Source organism: Streptomyces sp. NPDC055103, from assembly GCF_053607625.1.
Genome location: NZ_JBSGTX010000074.1, coordinates 19440 through 40332 on the forward strand (window position 1 = coordinate 19440; position 20893 = coordinate 40332).

The following is a 20893-nucleotide window of genomic DNA, read 5'->3' on the forward strand; positions in this document are numbered from 1 at the left end:
CGAGCGCCCGTAAGCTCGCAGCCGTCGACGAACAGGAGACCGGCATGTGGAAGCGGACCCTCGACCGGGCCGGGGTCGGAGAGTCGCGGCTGCGGCAGGACTACACGCGGCAGCGGCGGGCCGTGCGGAGGTACAGGACCGCCGAGTACGCGGCCGCGCGGTTGCTGCTCCCCGCCGCACTGCTGCCGCACGTCGTGGCCGCCGTCGCGTTCATGCACGACACCGACGACCGGATCGACCGAGGAACGCCCGACGAACGGGCGACCGCGCTCGCCGAGTGGGACGGGCTCGTGCGGAAGGCCTTCGCCGAAGGCGACTCCGGACTGCCGGTGCTGCGTTGCCTGGTGCGCACCGCCGAGCGCCACCCGGATGTGCGCGCCCACGTGGACGAGTTCCTGCGGGGATGCGAGCGCGAGGTCGCGTGGCGGACCATCACGGACGACGAGGAACTGGAGCAGTACGTACGGGAGTACTCCCTGCCCGCGTTGATGCTCACGGCCTGTCTCCTCGCGCCCGCGGACGCGCCGGCGAGGGCGGCGTTCACGAACGGCTGCCACCGGCTCATCCGCGCCATGCAACGCATCGACTTCCTGGAAGACCTGCCCGAGGACGTACGCGCGGGCAGGCCAGGCGTTCCCGCCGACGCGGTGGCACGCCACGGCGCGGACCTCACCCGACCCGGCCCCGCGCTGGGCCGGGTCGTCGCGGAACAGGCGGACCGGGCGGCCACCGACCTGGCGGCGGCCGCCCCCCTCGCGGGCGTGGTGGACCCTTCGTACCGGCCCTTCCTGCGGGCGCTCGTCGGCGTCCAGTGCCTCCGCCTCGACGCGGTACGCCGCGCGGGCGCGTCCCTGGCGACCCGAGGCTCGGGCCCCTCGGCGTCGGCTGCGGCCGTACTGCTGCTACGGGAGACGGCGGCCCGGACCCGGCGGCAGCGGTGAGCTGCGGCACCATCCGAACCGCCCCGTGGCCGGCGATCGCGCCGTACCCGTCCCGCCCTGGTCGTGTCAGCGGACGATGCCGTGCGTCTGGGGGGACGAGGTGGGGCGGGCGCGGGAGAGTCTCGCGGCGGTTCCGCGGGCGTTCTCGAAGGCCACCACCGCGTTGCCGTCCTTCCGCCAGGGTGGGGCGCCGCACCACGGCCCGATCCGGCGGAACTGCTCCAGGGCGCCCGCGTACAGCATCGACCGCAGCATGTGGTGGGCCAGCAGGTGCCGCAGGAGCGGCAGACGCTCGTCGTCCGGCGGGACGTGCTCGAACGAGGCGGCGACCCGCTTGAGCGTGCTCCTGGACAGCGGGGTGACGGGCGTGTTGCCGAAGGAGGACCGCTCGGTGAGTTCGTCGAGCGCGTGCAGGTAGATCCCGGCGAGCGGGCTACCGGACGGAGCCTTGCGCACCGCCTGGCGCGCGAACCGCAGCATGCGCCGGTCGCTGCCGAACCACTTGGCGCACCAGTACTGGAGCGCCTGCCAGTGTCCCTCGTAGTGGTGCGGCGCGCGGGCGACGAGCCCTTCCCAGAGCGGCCTGAACGCCGCCCGAGAATACTGTGCGCCTCGACACGCGGTGATCATGACGACCCACGGGCCCGGGTTCGCGGGGTCGAGCAGCGCTGCCTTCCGGGCTTCCTCGATGGCGGCCGGAAGCAGTGCCTTGAAACGCTCCATGTCCGAGGTCATGACCTCGTGTGCGTACCCGCTGCCCCGGATCGCCCACGCGCGGTGGACCATCAGGCTCGCGTTGAGGGTCGCGGCGTCGCAGTCGTCCGGCTCGGCGGTGCGCCAGGCGTCGAGCCAGGCGTCGTCCTCCTCGGCGACGTGCTGGAGGAGAGCGAGCCTGGTCCAGCGCTCGTCCCAGTCCTCGCCCGCGTCGCCGACGTACCGCGCTGCGGTCTTCCAGTTCCCCTGCCGAGCTGCGTCGACGACGGCCTGCCGCTCCTCCTGACGGTGTGTCGCCGGGGGAGGGCCGGGGCGTCGGGAGTCGAGTGCCTCGCGCGGAGGAAGGCCGTGCTCGGTGGCGACGAAGTGATCCGCGACCCAGGTGGTGGCGCGTCCGGGGCTGACCAGGACGCGGTAGAGCCCCACGAGAAGCACGGCGAGCAAGGCTCCGAGGAAAAGTGTCACGGCGGGAGATCATTCCCGACCTGGTCACTCTCCGCAATACGTCAGGCCAACGGAAGGGCGAGGTCAGTGGCGGATCGGCCGACCGCGCTCCCCGGTCGCCGAGCGTATGGTGACCGTGCGCGAGCGCGTCACGCTGCCCGGACCCCACCCCTCTCGCGGTCCGCGCGATGTCTCGGTCCGCGCTCCGCCCACCCCGCGCTCCCGTCGCCGCCCACACACCCCTCGGCGCATCAATACAGGAGTGCGATTGTCGGCGGCGCGTGATAGTCACTACACCCACGGGCGGGACGATCATCAACCACCCGTGCGCTACAGCAAGGGGTGGGGATATGGCGTTGCTCCGGGACTTGGGGAACACACTGGGACGATGGACGGGCAGGCCCGTCGCGCGCGTCGACAAGGACTCCGGCGATCCGGACGTTCGACGTGTGCGTGAGGCAGCCGGGGCCGGGGACTGGGCGACCGTACGGGACGTGCTCGACGCGCGGCCCGAGAGCGAGGACCGTACGGACCTCCTGTGGGCCGTCGGTGACGTCGCCGGCACGGAACGGTGGATCGCCGACGTCGTGGCGGCGGAGCCCCAGGCCTCGTTGCCGCGACTCGTGGCGGCCGTCCGCCACATCAGCTGGGCGTGGGAGGCCAGGACCGGCGCCCGTGCCTCGCACGTGTCCCGCGAGCAGTTCCAGCTCTTCCACGACCGGCTGGCCACGGCCGAGACCTGGCTCTACGAGGTCGCCGAGCGCGAACCCGGCTGGACCTCACCCTGGTACGCCCTCCAGGTCACCGGCCGGGGACTCCAGGTCGAGCGGGACGTGGCACGGCGTCGCTTCGAGGCGGCCGTGCGCCGTGACAGCCGCCACCTGGGCGCGCACCAGCAGCGGTTGCAGCAGGTCTGCGAGAAGTGGGGCGGCTCCCACGAGGAGATGCACGCGCTCGCCCGTGCGTCCGCGTTCGCCGCGCCCGGGGGGACGCTCCTCGGGCAGCTGGTCGCGGTCGCGCACCTGGAGCACTGGCTCGCCCTCGACTCCGGCCCCGACTCCCGCTACATCCGGCGTCCCGAGGTGGTCGCCTCGCTCGGAGAGGCCGCAGACCACTCGATCCGCCACCCGGACTTCGTACGGGGACGCGGCTGGCTCCAGGTCTACAACACCTTCGCCATGGCGTTCTCGCTGGCGGGCGACGTCGCCTCCGCTCGAGAGTGCTTCCGGGCCACGGAGGGGCGGGTCACCGAGTTCCCCTGGAACTACCTCAACGGCTCCGACCCGGCGAAGGCGTACAAGGAGTACCGCGCCTACGCCGGAGGCTGACCGGAGCGGGACCGGCACGAACCTCGGGACCGGCACGAACCTCGGGACCGGCACGAACCTCGGGACCGGCACGGACCTGTCGGGACCGGGACCGGGACGGACCTGTCGGGACCGGGACAGAGGCCGGGCGGGGCGGATCTCAGCCCGCCCACGGCCCGTTGTCCGGAAGCCCGGGGCCCGTCCACGGCCCCTCGCTGTGCACGCCGTTCGGGTACGAAGCTCCCGCGCGGCGCCCCGTTCGCGTCCGGCTCCACCCACGGGCCGAGTCCAGTCCCGAACCCCGAGCCGCACCCATCCCATCCCACCCCGCCCCACCCCTCAAGCCGCCCCTCCGACACACCCGATCACGACCCGCCCACTCCCAGGAGCGGGCGGGCACGCACCGAAGGACCGCCCCAGGTGTCCCAGTCCCAGACCTCCGAGACCTCCCCGACCGGCCACACCTTCCAGGTGGATCTGCGCGGCCTGGTCGACCTGCTCTCCCACCACCTCTACTCCAGCCCCCGCGTCTATCTGCGCGAGCTGCTGCAGAACGCCGTCGACGCCATCACCGCCCGGCAGGCCCTCACACCCGGCGCCGCCGGCGCGATCACCGTGCGCACCGGAGAGACACTGACCATCACGGACACCGGCATCGGCCTGTCCGAGGCCGACGTGCACCGGTTCCTCGCCACCATCGGACGCAGCTCCAAGCGGACCGTCGACGGCGCTCTCGACGGCGCGGGCCTCGACGCGGCCCGCGGCGAGTTCATCGGCCAGTTCGGCATCGGCCTGCTCGCCTGCTTCGTCGTCGCCGACGAGATCACCGTACTGAGCCGCTCCGCCGCCGACCCGGCCGCGCCCACCGTCGAATGGCGCGGCCATTCCGACGGCCGGTACACCATCCGCACCCTGCCGTCCGCGACGCTCCCCGAGCCCGGCACGACCGTGAAGCTCGTCCCGCGTGCGGACAACGCCGAATGGACCAGCCCCCAGCAGGTCGTCTCCCTCGCCCGACACTACGGCGGGCTCCTGCGCCACCACGTCACCGTCATCGACCCGCGCGGTGAGAGCCACCGGATCAACGCGGCGCCGCCGTGGGAGCAGACGCACCGCTCCCCGCTCGCCAAGCGGGAGGCGTACACCGCGTACTGCCGCGAGCTCTTCGACTTCGCCCCGCTCGACACCATCGAACTGGACCTGCCGGCCGCCGGACTGCGCGGTGTCGCCTACGTCCTGCCGACGGCGGTCAGCCCGGCCCAGCGCGCCGGGCACCGCGTCCATCTCAAGGGCATGCTCCTCACCGACCAGGCTCCCGAACTGCTCCCCGAATGGGCGTTCTTCGTCCGCTGCGTCGTCGACACCACCAGCCTGCGGCCGACCGCCTCCCGCGAGTCGCTGTACGAGGACGGCACGCTGTCCGCCGTACGGGACGCCCTCGGCGACCGGATCCGCGAGTGGCTCACCGGACTCGCGGCCCGTGACCCCGCCCTCCTGCACCGCTTCATCGACACCCACCACCTCGCGGTCAAGGCGCTCGCCCGCCACGACGACGAACTCCTGCGCATCGTGCTGCCCTGGCTGCCCTTCGAGACCACCGACGGGAACGTCACCCTGGAGGAGTTCGCGCGGACCCACCCCACGCTCCTCGTGACCCGAAGTGTCGAGGAGTTCCGTCAGGTCGCGCCGATCGCCTCGGCCGCCGGACTCGGGGTCGTCAACGGCGGCTACACCTACGACCGCGACCTCGTCCACCGCCTGCCCGAGATCAGGCCCGGCACCACGGTGACCGACCTCGACCCGACCACCGTCACCGCCCACCTCGACGCCGTCGACCCCAGTGCCGAACTGCGGGCCGCCGCCTTCCTCGCGATCGCCCGCGAGACCATCGGCGTCCACGACTGCGACGTCGTCCTGCGCGACTTCCAGCCCGTCACCGCCCCCGCCCTGCTGCTCGACAACCGCGACGCCCGGCACGAGCGCACCCGGTCGAGCCTCGCCGCCGACAGCGACGGCCTGTGGGCCGACATCCTCGGCTCCCTCCGCGAGGAGATCCCGCGCGCGCAGCTCGTCCTGAACCACCTCAACCCGCTGGTCCGCCAGGCCCTCACCATCGCCGAACGCGGACTCGCGGTCACCACCGCCGAAGCCCTCTACGGACAGGCGCTGCTGCTCAGCCGACGCCCCCTGCGCGCCAGCGAGAGCGCCCTGCTCAACCGGGCCTTCATCGGCCTGCTCACCCACGCCATGCACCAGCCCGGCGAGGCGGCCCCCGGCTCCGAGCCCCGGAAGGAAAAGTAGATGCTGGACACCCCCGAAGCCGTCGTCGAGGCGCTCCGCGAGAACCACGAGCGCCCCCACGGACTGGCGCGTACCGTCACCGCCGAAGAACTCGTCGAGGCCGCCGAGGCCTTCGAGAAGCCCGATGTCCTCGTCACCGCGCTCCTGGACCTCATGACGGCCTACGAGTTCACCGGCGAGCAGCGCAAGTCGCCCGTCGTCTTCGCCCGCATCCTCAAGCTGTGGGACACCAGCCCGGAGTCCTTCAGCCCTTACGAGGCCCACAATGTCTTCTGGCGCTTCAAGTGGGTGACCACCTCGCTCCTCCAGGTGCCCGAGATACCCCTGGCGTCGATCGGCGGCTGGATCGACCAGATGCTCAGCCGGTACGAGGCCGCCGGCCACGCCGTGCAGCCCGTGGCGGCCATGCGCTACCACCTCGCGCACCACACCGGCACCGGCGTCGCGGACGCCTACGACCTCTGGGCCACTCGCTCCCGCACCGAACTCAGCGACTGCGAGGCCTGCGAGACCCGGCACCACGCCTTCCACCTCCTGACCGAGGGCGACGACACCGCCGCCCTCGACGTCTGGCAGCCGGTCCTCGACCGTGAGCAGGGATGCAGCGAGGAACCCCAGATGAGCCAGGCGCGGGCGCTGCTCCCGCTGCTGCGCGCGGGACGCGCCGACGAGGCGCGCTCCCACCACCTCACCGGCTACCGCAAGGTGCGCGGCGCCACCGGCATGCAGGCCGAAGTCGGCTACCACCTGGAGTTCTGCGCCCACTCCCGGAACGAGGGCCGCGGCCTGGAGATCCTGGCGGAGAACCGGCCACTCTTCGAGGCGAAGGGCGCTCCGCTCGACCACCTGCACTTCCTCACCGGCACGGAGGTGTTCCTCGCCCGGCTCGTCGATGCCGGACATGACGACATCGCCGTCGCCGGCCCGCCGGGCCGCGTCTGGACCGCCGCCGAACTCCTCACGCACGTGCGCGCCGAAGCCGAACCCCTCGCAGCCGCCTTCGACACCCGCAACGGCACCACGGCCGTCGGCGATCGTCGCCGGGCCCGGCTCGCCCTCGCCCCGCTGCTCGACGAGCCCCTGCCGCTCGGCCTGCGCGCGACCGCGGCCCGCACCGCGTCGGTCGGCGCCGCGTCCATCACCCCGGATCCCGCACGGACCGGCATCCCCGACGACTTCGCCACCCTGGTGAGCGAGGCCCGCCGCATGGCACGGGACGGCCACCCCGGCGACGAGAGGCTCTGGACACGCGTCGCCGAACGGCTCGCCGACGCCACAGAGCCGTACGACGACACCCTCGGCCCCGAAGACCTCCTGGCCGCGGAACTCGCCGAACACCGGGCGCAGCAGCTCTGGTTCAAGGACCGCCACGGCGAAGGCGTCGCCGAACTCGACACGGCCGTAAGGCACTTCACGCGACTGGGCATGCCCTGGCACGCGCTCGCGGCCAAAGCCCGCTCCCGGGCGTGGACGGCCGCCCCGGGCTCCCGCGACGGCGACGGCGACGGCGACGGCGACGGCGACAGGACCGCACCCGACCGCGCCTCGATCCGGACCGAGCTCGACGAGATGCTCCGCGAGGCGGACGAGCTGCTCACCGCGACCCCCTTCGACAGCGAGCCCCTCGGAGAGGCGGAGGCGGCCTTCGGCACCGACCTGCGCGCCGAGCGCATCCTCAGCCATCTCTCCCTCCACTACTCCGTGGCCTTCGCCGCCCACCAGGAGCTGCACGCCGCTCTCTCCCGCGAGGAGGACCAGGAGGACCAGGAGGTGACGGGCGACGTCGACACACTCACCGAGCGGTTCGAGCGCAGCGTGGACACCCTCTGCTCCGAGGCGGCCCGCCTCGGCTACCCCCACCAGGCCGCCAACGCCCGCCAGTTCCGCGCCGATCTGCTGGCCCGCCGCGGTGCCCTGGCCGACGCCGAACAGGAACTCCGCGCCGCGCTCCAGGAGATCGAAGCCGCAGACCGGCCCTGGCGCCGACCGCGCCCGTCCATCCATCTCGCTCAGCTGCTCCTCGCCCAGGACCGGCCGCAGGAGGCGACGGACCTGCTCCACGCCGCGATCGCGGACGCCGTCGCACACGACGACCCGACCCTCCCGCTCGGTCCGACGTACCTGCTGCTCGGCCACGCCGCCACGCACCTCGACGACGCCAACGGAGCCGTACGCCACCTCTCCGAGGCCGCGGCTCGCTTCGACCAGGCGGAAGACGCCGGAAGCGCCGTCGAGGCGCGCCTCCAGCTCGCCGACGTCCTCGCCCGGTCCGGCCGGCAGGCCGACGCGGTCGCCGTCCTCGAGTGCGCCCTCGTCGACGCGCCGCCCACCGTCGACGGACGCATGCTCGCCCAGGGGCGCCTGACCCTCGGCCGCGGCCTGCGTGACCTGGAGGAGTACCTCCCGGCAGCCGAGGAGCTGCTCCGCCTCGCCGACACCGTCGCGGGCTGGCCCGAGGAGGACCGGGGCGGCGTTCTCACCCTGGTGGCGGCCGAGGCGGCGACCACCCTCGCCCTCGCCGAGCGCTGGGAGGCGGCGGACACCGCGTACGAACGCGCCCTCGCGGCCCACGCCGAGGCGCCCAACCCCCCGCTCATCACCATGATGATGCGGGAGTTCGCGCGCCTCACGCTCCAGACCCGTGACAGCGAGGGCACCGACACGGCGCTGGAGCACCTGGCCCGCGCCGACGCGGTCCTCGCCGCCCTGCCTTCCGGCGAGGAGGACTTCGCCGTCTGGTACGAACGCGGCGAGATCCACTACCGCCGCGCCCGCGTCCTCGCCGAGGCGGGCCGTTTCGACGAGGCGCTCCCGGAGGCCGAGGCCGCGATCGCCGCGCACGACGAGGGTGGCGAACGGGGCGAACTCCCGCGGGCCGAGGCGGTCCGCCTCGCAGCCCTGATCGAGGGCAACGGCCTCGACCGCACAGCCGAGGCCATCACCCGTCTGACGGCGGCCTCGGCCCGCTGCCAACAGGCGGGCCACCCCGAGGCGGCCGCGGTCCTGGATGCCCTCCGCCAGGATCTCCGCACCCGCTGACCGGCGGGAAGAGGACGACGGGGGCGCCGCGCCGGCCACCTGGGCCGCCGCGCCGCCCCCTGCGTGCTGACAGCAAGAACGCCTCGCCGAAGCCGCTCAGAAGAACCCGAGCTTCTTCGGCGAGTAGCTGACCAGCAGGTTCTTCGAGTGCTGGTGGTAAGCACCTTCTCGGCGCGACGCGGAAGTCCGGCCGGCCCGATCCCGACGGTCGGGGCGGACGGCTCTGAGAACGGGGGCGAACGGGCGCTCGAACCACGGCGTGACCGGCGGAGATACCCAGGGTCACCACGGCGAACATGCCGATCGGCCAGGAGAGGGACGCCGAAACGGCGCCCGCGTGGCTGAACCGGTCGAGGGCTCGCGTGAAGGCTCAGGGCGAGTGCGGGGTCACCACCCCGGAGGACCCCTCAGAGCGCCCGTACGAGGTAACCGCTCCGCGGAGCCGTCGTTGACACGGGCATGCAGTCGCACGCACCCATCGCGGGCACCGGTATATCCTCCGCCGCGCCCACCCGCCCCACCCGCAACGACGCCGAGGCCGCCCTCGTCGAGCACTACCCGCAGCTCGTCCGGCTGGCCCACCTGATTCTCCCGCCTTCCCTCGGCAGGCACCGCCGCGTGCTCACCGCGCACGCGCTCGTGCAGAAGTCCTTCTCGGCGGCGCCCTTCTCGCGCTCGGGCCCGACCCCCGGCCCGACGGTTCACCAGCAGCGCGGAGAGCCGGGCCCGGTCCTCGCCTGGCTGCGGCAACGCGTCGTGTCCGCCGCCTTGCGCGCGGCGGCCCGACCCCTGTGGGTCCGCGGGTGGCACCCGCTCCCCGCGGTCCTCGGCCTGAGGCTCTTCCCACGGGCCGGTGCCGACGACGAAGTCGCGCTGGAATCCGCACTGGCCGCCGTGACTCCGGAGGTACGGGCCGCCTTCGCCCTGCGTGTACTCGAAGGACTGGGCGCGCAAGCGGCCGCCCTCCTTCTCGCCGCCGCGGGCGCCCCCGCCTCGGACGAGGCCCTCCGCGCCGCCGACCGCCTCCGCGCCGATCTGGGTGTTGACGCCGAACTGCTGCTGCACGGCGCCGAGTTCGACCCGTGCACGGTGCAGGCGCGGCCGACGGACCTGCTGCGCCGCCGGCGCCGCACGCGCCTGATCACCCTCGCCGCCGTTGCCGCACTGCTTGCCGCGTCCACGGCCGCCGTGCTCGCCCCGCGGCCCGAGCGGGCGGCAGCCGTGCCGCCCGCCACAGCCCTCGCCGCCGCCTCCGCCCGCGCTTCCGACCCAGGGTTCCTGGTCCGTACCCCCGGGGAGCTGTGGGCCGACACCGCCCGCGTCGACTTCACCGCGTGGCCCGCCCGTGGGGGGCGGACCGACGACATGGCCCTGCTGTCCCGTGCGCTCGACGCCTGGGCGCGGGGCACCGGCGCCCAGCCCGGGGTCCGGGTGACCGTCACGCCGGGGACGCCGACGACGCCACCCGCCGCCCCTGCCCGCCTGCTCTTCGCCGGAACGGTCGACGACTCGGCCGTCGTCCTCCTCCACGACGGCGGCCGGCTCGTCCGGTACACCGAGCCGTTTGCGGGCCGGGGCGTGGTGCTCCTCGAACTTGCCCGGGTCGACGACGCGGACGTGACCACCGGCGCTGCCGTGGCGGTGAGCAGGTCACCGGGTGGCACGCGGTTCCTGCTGGCCCCCTGGATCGACGAGAGCGCGGTGCGCGACCTCCTGAGGCCCGACGTGCCGGCCCGTCAGCTGGCCGTCTCGGAGCACGGCGTCACCGACCCCGTACCCGAGGCGCCGAGCGACTGCCGCAGCGTTTCCGCGCTGCACGTGCGGTCGTCCACCCGGATCGTCGAGGACCACTCCTTCCTGCTGGTGGACCTCGGCGAGCTTGGCCCCGCGCACCTGACGTGGTCCCCTGCGCCGGGGACGGGAGCCCCCGCGCGCCAGCCGCGCGAGGCGACGTCGGCCGGGGGGCTCGCAGCCTGGGCCCGTTCGGCCTGCACGCTGCCGGCCCTGCGGGGAACCGGCGTACGGGCCGTGAACCGGTGGGAGTTCGCCCAGCAACCCCTGCCGGAGCGGGCCGGACGCGCCACCTGGACGTGCACCCGCGCGGAAGGCTGGGACGGGCGTGCCCGCGTGGCGGTGGCTTGGGAAGGACCGGGTAGGAGCACTCGGCCGACGCAGGTACGGGTGCAGGGCAGGGCGCCCGCGTACACGGCGGCGTGCAGTCGCTTCGGCCAGCACCTGCTGGCGGGGACATACTGGACGGCGCCCTCCGGGACGCGCTACTTCCTCGCCGCGGGTAGCCGCGCGCTGACCGCTGTCACCGCTAGGGGACCCGTCTCGGCTACCGTACGCGGACCGACCCTGGCCGTCCGTACGAACGCGAGCGGCCGGGTCCGGCTGACGGGCACGGTGCCCGGTTCCGGTGAGCTTCGTGGCTGGGGGGAGGAGACGGGATCCGGCGGTTTCTGAGCCCGAATTGCCGATGACGGACGCTTCGGACACCCGGCCCGCCGGCCCGGGTGGTGGCCTCGGCAGAGCCCTTCCGCGTCGCCCGCGGACCGACGGCCGTCCTCCAGGGGATCACTCACCGCGTCTCACCATGTTGAGGGTGTTGCTGTTCAGAGCCAGCGGCGAAGGGCGTCTGACCTGCTCTTCTATAGCCTCGGTGAACCTGTTCGACCTGCTTTTGAGGCAGCTGGAGCTACATCATGTGGAGTGCGTTGCGCTGGTGCGCTGCCCCGGCTCCCATTCGTTTGAGGCGCCGTGTACATGCGCTTTCGCTGGCTTCAGGCGCGGATGGAACAGGCCGAGCAGCATGAACGTTCTCGGGCGCTTGGCGGGTCTCCCGACGAAGCAGCAAAGCTGTGCCCGAGGTCAGGGCTGTCTTCCCGGCTTCTCACGGCGTGGACGCGGGCGAAGTAGTCGGCGCGGACCTCGTCGAGGCGGGCCCGCCAGGTGATGCCCGCGTTGTCGCTCGTGGCCACCAGCCGATCGGTGTTGCGGGCAGCCCGCGACCCGGGCGAACCCGGGCGGGTGACGACGTACCGAGGTGCGTCGTCAGCTGCCCGGTGATGCAATTGACGTATGAGAAGCGGGGGAGCGCGCTGGGGGACCATGAGCACCTGGGGTGATGTCGTGAGCGACGAATTCGAAGAAGTGGGTCCGATCGACTATCTGGTCGTCGAGTTCCCCGGTAACCGGATGACGGGCGAGGGATTCCCCATCCTCGTCGATCTGGTGGACCGCGGGCTCATTCGGATTCTGGACCTGGTGTTCGTCAGGAAGGACGACGACGGATCCGTGACCGGCATGGAGATCGCCGACCTCACAGGCGACGGTGAGCTCGACCTCGCCGTCTTCGAAGGAGCGTCGTCCGGGCTGCTGGGCCAGGACGACATCCACGAGGCGGCCACCGCGCTGGAGCCCGGCAGCTCCGCCGGGATCCTGGTCTACGAGAACCGATGGGCCGCACCCTTCGCCGCCGCCCTGCGCCGCGGCGGGGCCCGAATGGTCGCCTCCGGCCGGATTCCGATCCCCGACCTCGCCGCCGCCCTCGACGCTACCGAGGCCGCTCACTAGATCAGAGCTCCCAGAAGGGACACAGCCATGCCAGGTCTCCTCCGCGGTGTCGCGCGCACCGCCGTCGTCGCCGGAACGGCGACCGCCGTCTCGAACCGCGTGTCACGCCGACAGCAGGGGCGATGGGCAGCACAGCAGGGACCCGAGGCACCCTCACCGCAGCCGGCGCAGCAGGCCGAACCGCCCGCGGCTCCGCCGGCCCCCGACATGACCAACAAGATCGAGCAGTTGAAGCAGCTCGGCGAACTCAAGGGGCAAGGTGTGCTCACCGAGGCTGAGTTCGAGGAACAGAAGCGCAGGGTTCTTGCGTCATGACCAGCTCCCGTTCCGTCAAACCGGTTCCGGAATGAAGGGGCGCAAGTCGTCGGCTCCGGCCTGTACGACGCCGTAGCTGCTCTCGGGTACCTCGTTCCAGGCGCCGGGCAGATCGCCGAGGGGTTCGGACACCACCAGGCGGGTCTCGTCGGACACTTCCTGAAGGAAGGTGACTTCGGGATGCAGTTTGCGCAGCGCGTCCACCCGGCTGCTGTAGAAGAGCGACCGTGAGGCGCCCTGGCTGGAGTAGCGGAAGGCCCACACGGAAGTCCCGTCACTGACGGCGACCGTCATCTGCATCGGATACTCCACGCCGTGTTCGTGGCCGACGCGTTCCACGAGCCCCACCATCCGGGCGACGGCGCCCGGCGGGTCCTCCTCCAGCCCGAAGGTGAGCGCGAGGTAGAACATGGTCTCCGAGTCCGTCGTCCCTTCGATCTCGGAGTACAGCGCGGGGGCGACGAGCAGGGCGAGGTCCCGCCGCATGGCGTGGAAGCCGGCGACGGAGCCGTTGTGCATCCACATCCAGCGGCCGTGCCGGAAGGGGTGACAGTTCGTCTGTTGTACCGCCGTACCCGTCGACGCCCGGATGTGGGCGAAGAACAACGGGGAGCGGACGTGGTCCGCGAGCTCCCGCAGGTTGCGGTTGTTCCATGCGGGACCGATGTCCCGCATGAGCGCGGGAGTGCCCTCGCTGCCCTCCGGGTACCACCCGACGCCGAACCCGTCACCGTTCGTCGTCTCGACACCCAGCTTGGAGTGCAGACTCTGATCGATCAGCGAGTGGGCCGGTTTGTAGAGGATGGTGTCGAGGAGCTGAGGTGTTCCCGAGTAAGCGAGCCATCGACACATGACCGATCACCTATTTCTCACCTGGACCTACGAGAATGCCTCGTGTCCCGGTCCCGCCCGGCTTCCCGAGTCTGCACGAGTCCCCTGGTCACCTGGTCGCCGCGCCACCTACGAGTGCGCTGAGAAGGGAGGGCCGCTTCTCCTCGTGCTGTGGTTGCGACCGTGTCCGCTGACCGGGCGGCTCTTACTCCGGCCAATCTCATTTTCGCCTCCTCCGCCACACACCGCCATGCGGCACGCGCACGTATCGGACGGCGATCACTCCGAGCTCGGAGCGATGGAACCAGCCGAGCTGTCCGCTCCGCCGTCGACCGCGCGGTCCGCTGCGGACGGCACAAGGACGAGTGGCGCCACTGTGAGTAGGGTCGGGGTTCCGCAGTGCGAACGTCATGGGCGTGAGGAGCGCTTCGGTACTGATCCGGTGCCAGCAGGCTTCCACCCCAGGCGCTCAAGCACTGTCACAGTGGTCTGCCCCGACAAGGGCGCGCGCTGCCTCCGCTTCCTGGTCCGCAGGGGCCTTCCGGGTAGAAATGATCACGCCGACGACCGCAGGGACCCGACCGCTGCCTGCTCACAGCAGCAAACCCTGGCGGCCGGGCCGCTGGGCTGCCCTGCACGGTTTCACTGGTTTGCGGCGCGAGCAGTCACGGCACGGCGAACTGCCGCGCGATCGCTCGGAGCCGATGCGGACAGCACCCGCCGGGTCGTCACACGAGAACGGATCTTTCGTGAGGCGATGCGACCACATCAGCATGGAGACGGCAGCCGGCTGTACTCCACTCGCGACGACAGCGAACGACGACTCGGATTCAAGCTGGTCGGCCTTTCGGATCCACCGGTTCCATCCGGCCTTGAGATACCCGAGCCGAGTCCAACGCGTTCGATCCTCCATCTCGGCAAGCTCATGCGGCAGTAGCTCCTGCGGTGATCAGGGCACCGACTGCCGGCAGGCCGGCTTCGGCCAGGACGCGGCGTTGCCGGTCGGCCGGCGCCCCCGCTGGAGCAGCCGGTGGACAAGCGAGGTCACCTCACGGTGATCACCGTTCTCGTCGAGGGCGGGGCCGATGTACCGAAGGAGCGCGCACAGCACGTCCCCGCTGCTCCGTAGTCGGCCCGTCGGGTCCACCAGCGTGCGGCCCAGTCCGTGTCTGGCCGCGTGCCACGTCGCCGCCTGCAGGAGCTCCGGTCGGCATGGCACAAGAGCGACTCCGGCATTCTCCTCGGCGACCGCGGTAGCGGCGAGCGCGCGGACGACGCCAGTGAGCATCACCGCGTCGTCCGCCTCCAGCTGCACGTCACAGCAGCGCACCTGAACCGTCGGGTAGCGCTCCGAGAGCCGGGCCTGCCAGTACAGCTGCCCCCGGTCCGGGATCACCCCGGGTTTCACCAGCGCATCGGCCCGCGCCTCGTAGTCCGCGAGCGCTGCGAGAATGCGGTGGCAGACACGGCGATGCGGCAGCCGTTCGCGTGCGCGGCAGCGGCGACTGCCTGGCGCAACCGCAGCAGATGGCCTCCCACCTCCACGAGGCTCGTGCACACAGGGGCGGCGACTTCGACCTGAGCCTGTAGCAGCTCCTCCCGGACCTCCTGCTGGGCGAGGTTGTGCATGTGGGCGACGGCTTGGACCGCGTGGTGGGGGCCGTTGCCGCATCCACCGCACCCGTCGTCGACCTCCTCTGCGTCGGTGCGGGATTTTCAGGCCTCTAGGCGGCGTTCAAGGCCGTCGAGAGGGGCTGGACGTTCGCGGGATTCGAAGTGGGCGCCCGATGTCGGCGGCACCCGGTTCTGGAACACGTATCCCGGTGCCCGGTGCGACGTCGAGAGCATCTACTACTCCTACTCGTTCAGTCAGGAGCTTCTGCAGGAGTGGACGTGGAGCGAGCGCTTCGCACCGCAAGCCGAGATTCTCAGCTACATCAATCACGTCGCGGACCGCTTCGACCTGCGTCGGCACTTCACCTTCGGCACCCGGGTGACGTCCGCGACCTGGCTCCAGGACGAGCGGCTCTGGGAGGTGACCCTCGACTCCGGTGAGACCCGGCGGGGCCGACACGTGCTCGCCGTCTCGGGCGGTCTGTCGGCGCCCAAGGACTTCGACGTGCCGGGCCTGGAGAACTTCACAGGGACCATGGTCTCGACGAGCCGGTGGGACATTCCGCTGAGCGATCTGGCGGGCAAGCGAGTCGCCGTGATCGGCACCGGGTCGTCCGCGGTCCAGCGCATTCCGCTCATCGCCGAGGTCGCCGAGCACCTCACCGTGTTCCAGCGCACCCCCAACTATGTGTTTCCGGCCCGCAACGTCCCGCTGTCGGCGGACTACGTCGACGAGATCAAGAGCAGCTACGCGGCGATCCGCGAGGAGTGCCGTCACTCGCTCGGCGGCATCCCGGACCGAATCCCGGACGCCGCCGCGTTCGACGTCTCCGACGAGGAGCGGCGCGAGCGCTACGAGAGGGCATACGTGCGCAGCGGATTCAACGGTGTCGGCGGCGAGTTCTCCGATCTGCTGACCGATGCGACGGCCAACGAGACCGCGGCGGAGTTCGTACGCGGGAAGATCCGCCAGATCGTCCAGGACCCCAAGACCGCCGCAGTCCTCGAGCCCCGCTTCCACCCGCTCGGCGCCAAGCGCAACTGTTTCGGCACCGACTACTACGAGACCTTCTCCATTCCGGCGGCCGACCCGCCCCGCGGCCTCTGCCCAGGAGGGGCAGGAGCACCGAGGACTGCGCACCCGCCGCCTGGCCGCAAGAGGGCTGTGCGCGGGAGCCATGGGGATGTCCGCCGCGGTTCTGTTCCTCCCGGGACCCTCGGGCAACGCCTCCCCGTCCCGGTCCCAGGGCTCCTGTCGAGCTGGACGACGTTCACGACGAGGGCGGCCGGAGGCAGTGAGGATTGTCTGACCGGCCTCAGCCAGAACGATGCCGCCCTCCTCGCTGACGGAATCAAGGAGCTCAACCAGGCGACGCGCGCCGCCGACACGATCATGGGATGGTTGATCGCGGGCCGGCGGAAGATGCGCCAGGACTTGAGTCGCGCGACGACGAGCTGGGCGCATGTCCAGGCAGCGCAGCTGGACACCGGGCCGCCCCGGGTCCCGTGTCGTACGGTCCGAATCGCGGCCGCCCACCGTCCGCAACGGATCTCACGGAACCCGGCAGTGCCGCCGGTACGGCCGAAAGATCTGAACCGATGTCGGGAATCAGGCCGCGACGAGCTCCTGCTCGCGGTCCGGCGTCTTGACCTTGGGCCTCTTGTTCGGCAGCGAGAGCCGGAAGACCTTGCGCCACGCGGAGAACACCTGCTTGGGCAGCGGCCCGGTGACGTACTCCAGCTCGTACTTTTCGAACAGCGCGCGCACCTTCACCGCGACCTCCGCGTACCGGTTGCTCGGCAGGTCCGGGAACAGGTGGTGCTCGATCTGGTGCGACAGGTTGCCGGTCATGAAGTGCATGGCCCTGCTGCCGCTGATGTTGGCCGATCCCATCATTTGGCGCAGGTACCACTGGCCGCGTGTCTCGCCCTTGATCGACCGGCGCTCGAAGACCTGCACGCCCTCGGGGAAGTGACCGCACATGATCACCGAGTGGGTCCAGACGTTGCGGACCAGGTTCGCGGTGAACGTGGCGGCGAGCGTGGTGAGGAACGACGGGCCCGACAGCAGCGGGTGGATGACGTAGTCCTTGAGCACCTGCTTGCGGATCTTGCGGCCCACGGCCTTGGCCCGCGCGCGGAACTCCGGGTTCTTGCGGCGGCGCTTGTGCAGGTTCTTGCCGAGCTCCAGATCGTACGCCGCGATGCCGTACTCGAAGAAGCAGGCGTTGATGAAGTTCCACAGCGGCTGACCGAGGTGGAACGGGTGCCACCTCTGGTCCTCGTCGACGCGCATGATGCCGTAGCCGAGGTCGTTGTCCTTGCCGATCACGTTGGTGTACGTGTGGTGCAGCTCGTTGTGCGAGTGCTTCCACTGCTCGGACGGCGAGACGTGGTCCCACTCCCAGGTGGTGGAGTGGATCTTCGGGTCACGCATCCAGTCCCACTGGCCGTGCAGGATGTTGTGGCCGATCTCCATGTTGTCCATGATCTTCGCCACGGACAGCCCGGCGGTGCCGAGCAGCCACGCGGGCGGGAAGATCGAGAACAGCAGCACGCCCCTGCTGACCAGCTCGAGCTTGCGCTGCGCCGAGATGACCTTACGGATGTAGGCGGCGTCTTTCGCGCCACGGCCGGCGATCACCTCATCGCGGATCGCGTCCAGCTCGCGGCCAAGCTCCTCGATCTGCTCCGGGGTCAGGTGGGCGGTGGGGTCGATGGCGGTCACGGTGCTCCTACCGTTCGATGTCGCAGGGGCCCGCCGCGGCGGACACGCAGGTCTGGATGAGGACGCCCGGTTCCGCCTCGGTGATCTCGCCGGTGCGCAGGTCGCGGACGGCGCCCTCCTTGAGCGGCGTGACGCAGCCGAAGCAGATGCCCATGCGGCACCCGGACGGCATGAGCACGCCAGCCTCCTCGCCGACGTCCAGCAACGGCGTGGCACCGTCCGCGTCGACGGTCTTGCCGGTGGCGCTGAACGTGACTTCGCCGCCGTCACCGGCGACGACGATGCTGGGGCGGAAGCGTTCGGTGTGCAGGCGCTCTTGTACGCCGTGGCCGGTCCAGTGCGCTTCGGCGGCGTCGAGCAGGCCCGCGGGCCCGCAAGCCCAGGTCTCGCGCTCGGCCCAGTCGGGCACGAGTTCGTCGAGACGGGCGATGTCGAGCATGCCGTCCGTGTCGGTGTGCACCTCGGTGAGCCGCAGCTTCCTGTCCGCGACCAGACCGTGCAGTTCGTTCCGGAAGATCACGTCCTGCGGCTGTGGCGCACAGTGGACCATGGCGACGTCGTCGAACTCGATGTCGCGCAGCATGCCCATCACGGGCGTGATGCCGCTGCCGGCCGTCAGGTAGAGCACCTTGGCGGGCTTGGCCTGCGGCAGCACGAAGTCACCGGTCGGCTGGTCGAGCTGGATCAGCGTGCCCGGTTTCACTCTGCGGACCAGGTGGTTGCTGACCTTTCCGTCCGGGATCGCCTTCACGGTGATCGTGACGCGGCCGTCCTGGCGGTTCGTCGGCGAGGTGAGGGAGTAGGCACGCCACAGGCGCACCCCGTCGACGTCGACCCCGATCCGTACGTACTGACCGGCCGTGTGGCCGCGCCAGCCCCGTCCCGGCCTGATCACGATGGTCGCGGCGTCGCCCGTCTCGGGGTGCACGGACTCGATGCGCCCACGCAGGTCAGCACCCGCACGCAGCGGGCTGACCAGGTCGAGGTAATCCGACGGCAGCAGCGGCGTCGTGACCATCTCCAGCAGTTTCCACGCCCTACTGCGGAGGGCTGAACTCGTCATGACTCCAGCTTGATGCGCCTCAAGGCGTAAAGTCCTGACCGCAGGACGTAAATCTGGTCGGCCGAATTGTTCGCAGGGAATAAAGCATGAGCCATCCAATCCGGAGGGTCACCGAACTGGCCCTGGATGAGACGACGGTCACCGCACTTCGGGCCGCGCTGAAGACCACCGCCGACGAGGTCGTCCAGGCGATCATCGACGAGGTCCCTCCCTATGCCGACGCCCTCTCGGGCCGCATGGGCGGCACCATCCGCCGAGCCGTCCGGACCGCCCTGGGGCACTACCTGGACCTCGCGAGCGGGAACGCCACAGGCGGCGACGCCGGTGACGCAGCCTACGAACTGGGCCGCGGCGAGGTACGCTCCGGCCGTTCGATGGACGCCCTGCTCGGCGCCTACCGCGTCGGTGCCCGCGTGGCCTGGCGATACCTGGCAGCGGGTGCCGTCCCCGCAGGTCTGCCCGCCGCCGAGGTCGCCAAGTTCGCCGAGCTGACCTTCGCCTACATCGACGAGCTCTCCGCCGCGAGCGCCGCGGGCCACGCCGACGAACTGGCCGCCCAGGGCAGGGCCCACGAGCGCCACCTGGAACACCTGGCCCGCGACCTCCTCGCCGGCGCGAGCCCGGACGTGCTGCTGGCCTCTGTTCAACGGGCCGTGTGGCAGCCTCCGGCCTCGCTGACCGCCGTCCTGCTGCCCGCCGCCCAGGCCCGGCCTGCCTACCGCGCGCTCGACCCGAGCACCCTCGTCCTCGACGATCTGCCGGACGCCACCGGTGTCCTGCTCGTCCCCGATGCCGACCGATCCCATCTCTTGCGGCAGCTGACCGACCGCACCGTCGTGGTCGGCCCGGCCCGGCCATGGACTCGTGCGTCCGACTCGTACGCACGAGCCGCACGCGCGCGCTCCCTCTCCTCCGATATCCGCGACACCGAGGACCACCTGCCCGAGCTGGTCCTGAGCGCCGACGCAGACGCGTTCGCGGACCTGCGTGCCCGAGCCCTCGCACCGTTGCGGACCTTGCCTGTCGCGACCGCACGGCGGCTGGAGGAGACGCTGCGGGAGTGGCTGCTGCACCAGGGCAGGCGGGACGAGGTGGCGGCGGCGTTGTTCGTCCATCCCCAGACGGTCCGATACCGGATGTCACAGCTGCGGGAGCTGTTTCCGGATCTCGCATCGCCATACCGGGTCCTTGAACTGACGCTGGCGGTCGGTCTTCGGGTCAGCTGACGCGTACTTCGACCGTCCGTGACCGAGTCCGCGAGCGGTCCAATAGGGCCCGTGTACGCAATCGACGCTCCAATATGGTGCGGCTTTTGTGAACCTACAGGATGACAAGGGACAGGTTTGTCCTTTGCCATCCAACTCAGTCGTGGACGTACCACCTGACCTGGGCGGACTAGGTTGGATGGCAACGTGCCCGAACCCGCTCCTGTGGCCGTGTAGAAGAGTGGTGCCGTCAGGCAGTCCTGGTCGTTGACCAGGGGATTGGCTGCCATCAGTGTGACCACGACTGGTAGTTGGCCGGCCGCTTTGAGAAGCCGCAGGTCCACACCCCGTGTCGATTCGTAGGTGGCCATGTCGTCCGTCGTTAGCTGGCCATCCGTGGGCGCGGTCGCTCTCTGTCCCGTCTGCTCATTTCGTGGCGGTGGCGGTGTAGAGGTCGGGGGCGGCGTCGAACCTGGTGGCGCAGCGGGTGGAGCAGAAGTAGTAGGTGCGGGTGTCGGTGTGTCGCTGCTCGCTTGTGGATGCCGGGTCGATGTGCATGCCGCACACCGGATCTGTGGCTCCCTCGCTGTCGTCCTGGCGTGGGTGGGCATCGGGCTGGTGGTTCGGGTCGGTGGCCGATGTGGTGGCCTGCTGGTCGGGGAAGGTTTCGACTTGGGGCTCGATGCCGTGGGGCTGGGTGTCGGTTTCGGTCGGCGCTGTGGGGTGCCAGCGGCGGAGGCGGGAGGCGTTGGTGACAACGGACAGGGAGGACAGGGCCATGGCGGCCGCGGCGATGATCGGGCTCAGGCGGACGC

15 protein-coding genes and 1 pseudogene are annotated in these 20893 nt (G+C 71.1%); 9 read left to right on the top strand and 7 right to left on the bottom strand.

What is annotated here, in order from left to right; translation table 11 throughout:
- Positions 1-44: 44 nt before the first annotated feature.
- Positions 45-941, top strand: a complete 897-nt coding sequence (locus ACWFR1_RS33370) for a squalene/phytoene synthase family protein (RefSeq protein ID WP_453557872.1) — start codon at positions 45-47, stop codon at positions 939-941.
- Between the two features lie 66 nt (positions 942-1007).
- Here the strand turns inward: ACWFR1_RS33370 and ACWFR1_RS33375 are convergent, their stop codons facing one another.
- On the bottom strand, positions 1008-2120 hold the full coding sequence (locus ACWFR1_RS33375; RefSeq protein WP_453557874.1) for a hypothetical protein: 1113 nt from the start codon (positions 2118-2120) through the stop codon (positions 1008-1010).
- A gap of 428 nt (positions 2121-2548) precedes the next feature.
- Between ACWFR1_RS33375 and ACWFR1_RS33380 the strand changes: the two genes are divergently transcribed.
- The 6 genes from ACWFR1_RS33380 to ACWFR1_RS33405 all read left to right on the top strand — a co-directional run bounded on the left by ACWFR1_RS33380 (position 2549) and on the right by ACWFR1_RS33405 (position 12637).
- Positions 2549-3427: a hypothetical protein gene (locus ACWFR1_RS33380; protein ID WP_453557876.1), complete on the top strand. Its 879-nt coding sequence runs from the start codon at positions 2549-2551 to the stop codon at positions 3425-3427.
- Positions 3428-3826: 399 nt separating this feature from the next.
- Positions 3827-5707: an HSP90 family protein gene (locus tag ACWFR1_RS33385; protein WP_453557877.1), complete on the top strand. Its 1881-nt coding sequence runs from the start codon at positions 3827-3829 to the stop codon at positions 5705-5707.
- Positions 5708-8746: a hypothetical protein gene (locus tag ACWFR1_RS33390; RefSeq protein WP_453557880.1), complete on the top strand. Its 3039-nt coding sequence runs from the start codon at positions 5708-5710 to the stop codon at positions 8744-8746. It begins immediately after the preceding gene.
- A 459-nt stretch (positions 8747-9205) separates the two neighbouring features.
- Positions 9206-11212, top strand: a complete 2007-nt coding sequence (locus tag ACWFR1_RS33395) for a hypothetical protein (RefSeq protein ID WP_453557882.1) — start codon at positions 9206-9208, stop codon at positions 11210-11212.
- 666 nt (positions 11213-11878) lie between these two features.
- Positions 11879-12322, top strand: coding sequence for a DUF6325 family protein (locus ACWFR1_RS33400; RefSeq protein ID WP_453557884.1), 444 nt, complete (start codon positions 11879-11881; stop codon positions 12320-12322).
- Positions 12323-12349: 27 nt separating this feature from the next.
- On the top strand, positions 12350-12637 hold the full coding sequence (locus ACWFR1_RS33405) for an SHOCT domain-containing protein (protein WP_453557886.1): 288 nt from the start codon (positions 12350-12352) through the stop codon (positions 12635-12637).
- 15 nt (positions 12638-12652) lie between these two features.
- On the opposite strand, the gene ACWFR1_RS33410 is transcribed toward ACWFR1_RS33405, so the two are convergent.
- From ACWFR1_RS33410 to ACWFR1_RS33420, 3 genes are all read right to left on the bottom strand, one after another.
- Positions 12653-13489, bottom strand: a complete 837-nt coding sequence (locus ACWFR1_RS33410) for a class II glutamine amidotransferase (protein WP_453557888.1) — start codon at positions 13487-13489, stop codon at positions 12653-12655.
- 928 nt (positions 13490-14417) lie between these two features.
- The gene (locus ACWFR1_RS33415; RefSeq protein WP_453557890.1) at positions 14418-14876 is read right to left on the bottom strand and encodes a carboxylate-amine ligase; all 459 of its coding nucleotides are present in this window, start codon (positions 14874-14876) and stop codon (positions 14418-14420) included.
- Positions 14873-15097 (bottom strand): glutamate-cysteine ligase family protein, encoded by a 225-nt coding sequence (locus ACWFR1_RS33420; protein WP_453557892.1) that lies wholly within the window; start codon positions 15095-15097, stop codon positions 14873-14875. Before ACWFR1_RS33420 ends, ACWFR1_RS33415 begins: the two co-directional genes overlap by 4 nt.
- Between ACWFR1_RS33420 and ACWFR1_RS33425 the strand changes: the two are divergent.
- Positions 15096-15713: pseudogene (locus ACWFR1_RS33425) on the top strand (flavin-containing monooxygenase); the annotation flags it as partial. The gene ACWFR1_RS33420 and the pseudogene ACWFR1_RS33425 sit on opposite strands and share 2 nt — an antisense overlap.
- A gap of 978 nt (positions 15714-16691) precedes the next feature.
- On the opposite strand, the gene ACWFR1_RS33430 reads toward ACWFR1_RS33425, so the two are convergent.
- Both ACWFR1_RS33430 and ACWFR1_RS33435 read right to left on the bottom strand, forming a co-directional pair.
- Positions 16692-17810, bottom strand: coding sequence for a fatty acid desaturase family protein (locus ACWFR1_RS33430; protein WP_453557894.1), 1119 nt, complete (start codon positions 17808-17810; stop codon positions 16692-16694).
- Between the two features lie 7 nt (positions 17811-17817).
- Positions 17818-18873, bottom strand: a complete 1056-nt coding sequence (locus ACWFR1_RS33435) for a ferredoxin reductase (protein WP_453557896.1) — start codon at positions 18871-18873, stop codon at positions 17818-17820.
- A gap of 86 nt (positions 18874-18959) precedes the next feature.
- Between ACWFR1_RS33435 and ACWFR1_RS33440 the strand changes: the two genes are divergently transcribed.
- Complete coding sequence (locus ACWFR1_RS33440; protein WP_453557897.1) at positions 18960-20099, top strand: PucR family transcriptional regulator; 1140 nt, start codon at positions 18960-18962, stop codon at positions 20097-20099.
- Positions 20100-20504: 405 nt separating this feature from the next.
- On the opposite strand, the gene ACWFR1_RS33445 is transcribed toward ACWFR1_RS33440, so the two are convergent.
- A partial coding sequence (locus ACWFR1_RS33445) for a YHS domain-containing protein (RefSeq protein ID WP_453557899.1) occupies positions 20505-20893 on the bottom strand: 389 nt, incomplete at its 5' end.

What these genes read in the sequence shown, in the direction of transcription:
- ACWFR1_RS33370 (WP_453557872.1), top strand. Translation starts at nt 45, where the DNA reads ATGTGGAAGCGGACCCTCGACCGGGCCGGGGTCGGAGAGTCGCGGCTG.
- ACWFR1_RS33390 (WP_453557880.1), top strand. Translation starts at nt 5,708, where the DNA reads ATGCTGGACACCCCCGAAGCCGTCGTCGAGGCGCTCCGCGAGAACCAC.
- ACWFR1_RS33395 (WP_453557882.1), top strand. Translation starts at nt 9,206, where the DNA reads ATGCAGTCGCACGCACCCATCGCGGGCACCGGTATATCCTCCGCCGCG.
- ACWFR1_RS33405 (WP_453557886.1), top strand. Translation starts at nt 12,350, where the DNA reads ATGCCAGGTCTCCTCCGCGGTGTCGCGCGCACCGCCGTCGTCGCCGGA.
- ACWFR1_RS33410 (WP_453557888.1), bottom strand. Translation starts at nt 13,489, where the DNA reads ATGTGTCGATGGCTCGCTTACTCGGGAACACCTCAGCTCCTCGACACC.
- ACWFR1_RS33420 (WP_453557892.1), bottom strand. Translation starts at nt 15,097, where the DNA reads ATGCACAACCTCGCCCAGCAGGAGGTCCGGGAGGAGCTGCTACAGGCT.
- ACWFR1_RS33435 (WP_453557896.1), bottom strand. Translation starts at nt 18,873, where the DNA reads ATGACGAGTTCAGCCCTCCGCAGTAGGGCGTGGAAACTGCTGGAGATG.
- ACWFR1_RS33440 (WP_453557897.1), top strand. Translation starts at nt 18,960, where the DNA reads ATGAGCCATCCAATCCGGAGGGTCACCGAACTGGCCCTGGATGAGACG.